General features: G+C 69.1%; 1 protein-coding gene and 1 pseudogene. One reads left to right on the top strand and one right to left on the bottom strand.

The features are described 5' to 3' along the window. The first annotated feature begins 72 nt into the window (after positions 1–72). Positions 73–1201 (top strand): annotated as a pseudogene (locus tag U9980_RS28645) (NDMA-dependent alcohol dehydrogenase). Between the two features lie 68 nt (positions 1202–1269). Here the strand turns inward: U9980_RS28645 and U9980_RS19315 are convergent. Beyond that, the coding region (locus tag U9980_RS19315) for an excinuclease ABC subunit UvrA (RefSeq protein ID WP_322769209.1) at positions 1270–3504 on the bottom strand (2235 nt) is incomplete at its 5' end.

Genomic DNA, 3504 nt, shown 5'->3' with positions numbered 1-3504 from the left:
GCTCGTGGGACCTGCCTCGGTGTCCAAAACCGGTGAAAGTAAACGAAACCGGGCAACCGGATAGGAGGAGATGTGCGGACGAAGGGCGCACTCGTCTGGGGCCTGCACGAGGAGTGGCAGGTCGAGCAGATCGACGTGGGTAACCCGCGGGAGGGCGAGGTCACGGTGGAGCTGGCCGCCTCGGGGCTGTGCTTCTCCGATCGGCACATCGGGGACGGGGATTTTCCGGCGAAATTCTTCCCCATCCTCGGGGGGCATGAGGGTGCGGGGGTGGTGACAACGGTCGGTCCGGGCGTGCGCGGGCTGGCCGAAGGCGACCATGTGGTGCTCGGCTTCATCCCGTCCTGTGGGCAGTGCCCGCCGTGCTCGTCGGGCCGGCAGAACCTGTGCGACCTCGGCGCCGACCTGCTGACCGGGAAGTCGATCTCGGACGGGTCGTACCGGGTGCGCGCGCGCGGCAAGCCGGTGATCCCGACCTCCCTGCTCGGCACCTTCTCCCCGTACGTCACCGTGCACCAGGCATCCGCGATCAAAGATCAGGAAGGACGTCCCGCTGGACAAGGCGGCGCTGGTCGGATGCGGGGTGACCACCGGGTGGGGCTCGGCGACCCACGTTGCCGGGGTGCGACCGGGCGAAACGGTGGTCGTCATCGGTGTCGGCGGTGTCGGCATCAACGCGGTGCAGGGTGCGGTCGCGGCCGGCGCGAAGTGGGTGATCGCCATCGACCCGGTGGCCTTCAAGCGGGAGCAGGCACAGCGGTTCGGTGCCACCCACACCTTCGCCTCGCTGGACGAGGCGTTGGCTCCGGTGACCGAGCTGACCTGGGGCCGCGGTGCGGAGAAGGCCGTCATCGCCATTGACCGGATGCGTGGCGAGTACATCGCTCCGGCGTTGGCTCTGGTCGGTAAGGGCGGCACCTGCGTGGTGGCCGGGATGGGTCCGGCAACCGACCTCGACGTCAAGCTCAGCCTGTTCGAGCTGACGTTGCTGCAGAAGACCCTCAAAGGTGCGATCTTCGGTGGCGCGAATCCCCGGGTGGAGATTCCCTGGCTGCTGGACATGTACCGCGAGGGAAAGCTCAAGCTGGACGAACTGATCACGTCGACGTACAAACTCGAGGACATCAACTCCGGCTATGCCGACATGGCCGCCGGACGGAACCTACGCGGCGTGGTGCTCTACACCGACGCCGACCGCTGATGGCGTAGAAGCGGGCTCGGTCGAAACAGATGAGAGACCTCGTCTCACGGTGTCCGGGAGGGCCTCGGTCAGGTACCGACGTAGGCCGCGAGGTGCTCGCCGGTGAGGGTGGAGCGGGCGGCGACGAGGTCGGCGGGTGTGCCCTCGAAGACGATCCGGCCGCCGTCGTGGCCGGCACCAGGGCCGAGGTCGATGATCCAGTCGGCGTGTGCCATGACCGCCTGGTGGTGCTCGATGACGATGACCGACGTACCGGAGTCGACGAGCCGGTCGAGCAGGCCGAGCAGCTGCTCGACGTCGGCGAGGTGGAGGCCGGTGGTCGGCTCGTCGAGGACGTAGACGCCGCCCTTCCCAGCCATGTGGGTGGCCAGCTTGAGCCGCTGTCGCTCGCCGCCGGACAGCGTAGGGAGTGGCTGGCCGAGGCTGAGGTAGCCCAGCCCGACGTCGGCGAGCCGGTCGAGGATGGCGTGCGCGGCCGGCGTGCGCGCCTCGCCGGCGCCGAAGAACCCCTCGGCCTCGGTCACCGACATCGCGAGCACCTCGCTGATGTCGCGGCCACCGAGGTGGTGGACCAGCACCGATGCTCCGAACCGCTTCCCCTCGCACTCCTCGCAGGTGGTGGCGACGCCGGCCATCATCGCCAGGTCGGTGTAGATGACGCCGGCGCCGTTGCAGGTGGGGCAGGCGCCCTCGGAGTTGGCGCTGAACAACGCCGGCTTCACGCCGTTGGCCTTCGCGAACGCCTTGCGGATCGGGTCGAGCAGTCCGGTGTATGTCGCCGGGTTGCTCCGTCGCGAGCCGCGGATCGTGCCCTGGTCGATCGACACCACCCCGTCCCGGCCCGAGACCGAGCCGTCGATCAGGGAGCTCTTTCCCGAACCGGCGACGCCGGTGACGACGACAAGCACCCCGAGCGGGATGTCGACGTCGACATCGCGCAGGTTGTGCGCCGTCGCGCCGCGGATCGCAAGCCGGCCGGCGGGCGTCCGCACCGTCTCCTTGAGGGCGGCCCGGTCGTCGAGATGGCGGCCGGTGAGGGTGCCGCTGGCCCGCAGTCCCTCGACGGTGCCCTCGAAGCAGACGGTGCCGCCCGCCGTACCGGCGCCGGGGCCGAGGTCGACGACGTGGTCGGCGATCGCGATCGTCTCCGGCTTGTGCTCCACGACGAGCACCGTGTTGCCCTTGTCCCGCAGCCGCAGCAGCAGGTCGTTCATCCGCTGGATGTCATGGGGGTGCAGCCCGATCGTCGGCTCGTCGAAGACGTAGGTGACGTCGGTGAGCGACGAGCCGAGGTGGCGGATCATCTTGACGCGCTGCGCCTCGCCGCCCGACAGCGTGCCCGACGGCCGGTCGAGCGAGAGGTAGCCCAGCCCGATCTCCACGAACGAGTCGAGGGTCTGCGCCAGCGTCGCGAGCAGCGGCGCCACCGACGGCTCGTCGACGCCGCGGACCCAAACGGCTAGGTCGCTGATCTGCATCGCGCAGGCATCGGCGATGTTGATCCCACCGATCCGCGAGGCGCGGGCCGCCTCGTTGAGCCGGGTGCCGCCGCACTCGGGGCACGCGGTGAAGGTGACCGCCCGGTCCACGAACGCCCGGATGTGCGGCGCCATCGCCTCCCGGTCCTTGGCGAGGAACGACCTGCGGACCTTCGGGATCAGCCCCTCGTAGGTGAGGTTGACGCCGTTGACCTTCACCTTGGTCGGCTCGCGGTGGAGGAAGTCGTGCAGCTCCTTCTTGGTGTACGTACGGATCGGCTTGTCCGGGTCGAGGAAGCCCGACTCGATGAAGATCCCCACGGTCCACCAGCCGTCCACCTTGTAGCCGGGGATGGTGATCGCGCCCTCGGCGAGCGACTTGGAGTCGTCGAAGAGCTGGGTGAGGTCGATGTCGGTCACGCTGCCCATGCCCTCGCAGTGCGGGCAGGCGCCGGCGGCGGGCAGGTTGAAGCTGTAGTGGGACGACGGCCCGGCACTCGGCTCGCCGAGCCGGCTGAAGGCGATCCGCAGCATCGCGTTGGCGTCGGTGGCGGTGCCGACGGTGGAACGGGAGTTGGCGCCCATCCGCTCCTGGTCGACGATGATCGCGGTCGTCAGCCCTTCGAGTACGTCGACCTCGGGCCGCGCCAGCGTCGGCATGAAGCCCTGCACGAAGGCGCTGTAAGTCTCGTTGATCATCCGCTGCGACTCCGCGGCGATCGTGCCGAACACCAGAGAGCTCTTGCCCGAGCCGGAGACGCCGGTGAACACCGTCAGGCGGCGCTTCGGAATCTCGACGCTGACGTCCTTGAGGTTGTTCTCGCG

Source organism: Protofrankia sp. Cr1 (assembly GCF_963555865.1).
Lineage (GTDB): Bacteria > Actinomycetota > Actinomycetes > Frankiales > Frankiaceae > Protofrankia.
The sequence above is the reverse complement of the archived record's forward strand: the minus strand, read 5'-3'. Positions and strand labels throughout refer to the sequence as shown.